This window comes from Paenibacillus sp. P4_A7, assembly GCF_056402455.1.
Genome location: NZ_JBFUHJ010000541.1, coordinates 1 through 3,456, shown reverse-complemented (window position 1 = coordinate 3,456; position 3,456 = coordinate 1). Strand labels below are relative to the sequence as shown.

The 3,456-nt window shown below is 43.8% G+C and carries 3 protein-coding genes; all 3 read left to right on the top strand.

Annotation, left to right across the window (positions count from 1 at the left end; all coding sequences use genetic code 11):
- Window positions 1-39 precede the first annotated feature (39 nt).
- The 3 genes from AC1DWN_RS30635 to AC1DWN_RS30625 all read left to right on the top strand — a co-directional run bounded on the left by AC1DWN_RS30635 (window position 40) and on the right by AC1DWN_RS30625 (window position 3,333).
- On the top strand, window positions 40-1,035 hold the full coding sequence (locus AC1DWN_RS30635; RefSeq protein ID WP_477562638.1) for a Gfo/Idh/MocA family protein: 996 nt from the start codon (window positions 40-42) through the stop codon (window positions 1,033-1,035).
- 23 nt (window positions 1,036-1,058) lie between these two features.
- Window positions 1,059-2,000 carry an aldo/keto reductase gene (locus AC1DWN_RS30630; RefSeq protein WP_477562637.1) on the top strand — a complete coding sequence of 314 codons (942 nt, stop codon included), beginning with the start codon at window positions 1,059-1,061 and terminating at the stop codon, window positions 1,998-2,000.
- A 229-nt stretch (window positions 2,001-2,229) separates the two neighbouring features.
- Window positions 2,230-3,333 carry an LLM class flavin-dependent oxidoreductase gene (locus tag AC1DWN_RS30625; protein ID WP_477562636.1) on the top strand — a complete coding sequence of 368 codons (1,104 nt, stop codon included), beginning with the start codon at window positions 2,230-2,232 and terminating at the stop codon, window positions 3,331-3,333.
- The last annotated feature ends 123 nt before the right edge of the window (window positions 3,334-3,456 follow it).

Here is a 3,456-nt window from a genome sequence, read left to right as displayed (position 1 = left end):
CAATATAGTCATAAAAATAAATGTCGAGGTGATTATAGCATGACAGCAAAAAAACTAAAATGGGGCATCCTTGGGTGCGCGAGTATCGCCAAGGGTGCAGTAATTCCAGGTGTACATCTTTCTGAATTAAACGAAGTAGCAGCTATCGCGAGCCGCGATATTGAAAAAGCCAAAAAAACGGCTGATGAGCTCAACATTCCTGTAGCTTATGGAAGCTACGAAGCTATATTAGAGGATGATTCCATAGACGTCGTCTATATTCCGCTCCCAAATCATTTACATAGAGAGTGGACGATACGTGCAGCTGAGGCAGGGAAGCATATTTTGTGCGAGAAGCCGCTTGCTTTAACGGCAAAAGAAGCCGCAGAGATGGAAGAGGCATGTGTGAAAGCAGGAGTACTGTTGCAAGAAGCATTTATGTACCRCCATCATCCGCGTTATCAAATGATAAAAGATGTCATAGCTTCTGGTGAAATTGGTGAGCTCCGCGGCATACGCAGCGCTTTCACTTTCAATAATGCAGGCCATAAAGAAAATGTCAGATACCGTAAGGATTGGGGCGGCGGCTCCATTTACGATGTCGGCTGTTATCCAATTAATGTAGCTCGTCTATTGTTAGACAAAGAGCCTGAGGCAGTTACGGTTCAAGCTTTGTTCTCGCCGGAGCATGATGATGTCGATATGATGGCAACAGGCTTAATCGAGTTTGAAAACTCGATTTCACTTTCCTTTGATTGCGGGATGTGGGCAGCTTACCGGAACCCATTAGAGGTGCTTGGAACAGCTGGAAGCATTGAAGTACCTTCTGCATTTGTTTGTTCTCCTGACAGCGGTAACTTCTTCGTGCACGCAAATGGGAGTAGAGAAGTTGAGGTTCCACATGTAAACCAATATACGGAGCAAGCTGATTATTTAGCAAGAGCAATCATACAAGGAACGCCGCTGACATTTGGTGCTTCGGATGGCGTGAAAAATATGAAAGTAATTGATGCGTGCCTGCTTTCTGCTCGTGAACGTACTAGAATAACTCTATAAATAAGATGTAGGAGGCGATTTGTATGGAATATATTCAAATCAAAGGCTTGAATAAACCGGTATCGCGATTGATGAAAGGCTCGGATTATTTTTTTAATGATAGTTATGAGAAGGCAGCAACGAATTTAGATGCTTTTATAGCTATTGGCGGCAATTCCATCGACTCCGCTTATATCTATTGCGGTGGCCAAAGCGAAGAGGTTATTGGACGTTATATGAAGGAACGCGGCAATAGAGAGAAAATGGTTATTTTGACAAAAGGTGCTCACCATAATCAAAATGGACCGCGAGTTAACGCAGAAGCAATTCGAGAAGAGCTTGCGATAAGCTTGAAGCGTTTGCAAACCGACTATATTGATCTATATGCACTGCATCGCGATGACCCGAACATCCCAGTTAGTGTCGTTATTGATGTACTTAACGAGCATGTTAAATCCGGTGCTGTTAGAGCAATTGGTGTATCGAACTGGTCTTGGCAGAGAATTCAAGCGGCGAACGAATATGCAGAAGCGAATGGGCTTGCCGGCTTCACGTTCAGCAGTCCGAACTTAAGCTTGGCTAAGCCAAATGAGCCATTCTGGACGGGGTGTGTATCTGCTGATGAAGAGACATGTGCTTGGCATGAAGAGAGTCAGCTTCCACTGCTTTCATGGTCTTCGCAGGCCAGAGGATTTTTCACAGGGAGATTCACTCCTGAAGTTCGCGATAATGCAGATCTTGTCCGCGTATTTTATAACGATGCGAATTGGGAGCGTCTTGAGAGAGCGCGTCAGCTAGCTGAAAAGAAACAAGTAAGCGCGATTCAAATCGCCCTTGCTTATGTAATAAATCAGCCGTTCCCTACTTGTGCTATAATCGGTGCTCAGAGTATAGAGGAGCTTAGATCATGCGATGAAGGATCACTTATTCATCTGACGAAAGAAGAACGTGAATGGCTGGACTTAACTTCTGAAAAGGTCGTATAAAAAATATGAAGAAGGTCTTGGTACTCTGCATAAGCAGAGAAACAAGGCCTTTTCCTTTGTTGCAAGAGTCCGCAGGGTTATATTAGTAGAGGAGTATATAGGATTGAATTGACTATATTAAATATATTATGTATCATTACTTACGTAAAGTAACTGCCCAATCAAATGAGATAAACATTGCTTATTATACTAGTGAAGATAGAATGGTTTTCTCAAGGAGGAGTAACGGATGAATCAAAGTCACCATGCAGATAAAAGCAGCGAAGCACAATTTGAATTCGGTATATATACACTGGGCGATCTTTCCACCGATTATAAAACCGGACAAGCAATGGGTGCTAGCCAGCGTATGAGAGAAGTTGTTGATGCAGCGAAGCTTGCTGATGAGGCTGGTATAGATGTGTTTGGAGTAGGAGAGCATCACCGTCTTGATTTCGTTATTTCTTCACCGCCTGTTGTATTGGCCGCTATCGCGGGAGTAACGAAAAGAATCCGCTTGACTAGTGCCACGACTGTTCTCGGAACGTCAGATCCGGTAAGAGTGTTTCAGGATTTCTCAACTTTGGATTTGTTGTCTGATGGACGTGCAGAGATTATTGCAGGACGAGGTGCCTACTTAGAATCCTTTCCATTGTTTGGTTATGAATTATCAGATTATAAGCAATTATTCGCTGAGAAGATTAACCTGCTACAGCAGCTTAACGATCACGAACGAATGACATGGGCTGGTCATTACCGTACTTCATTAACAGATGCTGAGATTGCGCCACGTCCGATGCAGCGGCGATTACCTGTATGGATTGGTGTTGGAGGTACGATAGAAAGTGCTGAGCTGGCTGGTTCCTTGGGAGTCGGAATGACGCTTGCTATTCTGGGGGGGGACCCACAACGCTTTAAGCCACTTATCGATGCCTACAAAAATGCAGGAGCTGCGGCTGGGCACCAGAAAGAGCAACTAAAGGTTGCTATCACGAGCCATGGCTACATTGCGGATACATCACAACAAGCTCGAGATGAGTATTACCCCTACTACGCGCATTATGTATCGCAATTTATGGGTGGTAAGGAACGTGGTGCACCATTGACTCGAAGTCAATTCGAACAGTTGACTGCTCCCAATACAGCGCTGGCTGTTGGAAGCTCTCAGGAGATTATTGAGAAGATACTTGCCCAGCATGAATATTTCGGTCATAACCGGTATATGGCCCAATTCGATATTGGAGGTATTCCATTTGCAAAGGTAGCCGCCTCCATTGAACGGTTAGCGACGGATGTAGCTCCAGTAGTACGCCGCGAGTTGCTGAAAAAGGCTCAAGTTTCCGCAGGTTCATAAACTTGACTAGCCATATAAAAATGTAAGTTTATTAAATGGTTATTTTTAATAAAAGTCATGCTAAGGTGGAGTAAAACTACCCTGACGCATGACTTTTTTATTTTTTGAAATAGTGTGTAGAGA